Here is a 499-nt window from a genome sequence, read left to right as displayed (position 1 = left end):
CTGCGCCTCGACGATCAAGAGCATCAGTTTCGCGATGGGCTCGGAGTCGGTCAGTCATACCGATTTCAGCCTGCCGGGGCCGTTTCCGATTGAGTGGACGCGGACTTATTGTTCGAGTCTGGATGCCTACGATCAGGACATCATCGGCGCACGCTGGATTACGCCGTTTACTACACGCTTTGATCTTGTCGGTGACGGTCTGGTCTTCCACGACGCCGATGGCCGCAGCCATGAATTCCCTCTGCCCAAGGTCAAGCTGTTCCATTTCAATGCCATCGAAAATCTGACCGTTATTCGCCTTAGCAAGGATCGGCTATTGCTGATGCGGGGGCTTGAGCACCGAGAGACCTATGTTCGGCGGGGCAAGCGCTTTGTTCTGATCAACAAGATGCTGCCCAACGGCGCCGGGGTCATGCTGCATCACGAGCATCGGCATGATGGGCAGTTGGTGCTCTCCGAATTGGTGACTTACTCGGAGAAAGATCTAAACAAAGTGCAT

1 protein-coding gene is annotated in these 499 nt (G+C 55.1%); it reads left to right on the top strand.

Annotated elements, in window-relative coordinates; genetic code table 11:
• A partial coding sequence (locus tag ACYAR8_RS23840; protein ID WP_463581234.1) for a DUF6531 domain-containing protein occupies positions 1–499 on the top strand: 499 nt, incomplete at both ends.

This window comes from Pseudomonas sp. HP_01, assembly GCF_055284355.1.
This window is presented reverse-complemented; position numbering and strand designations above follow the sequence as displayed.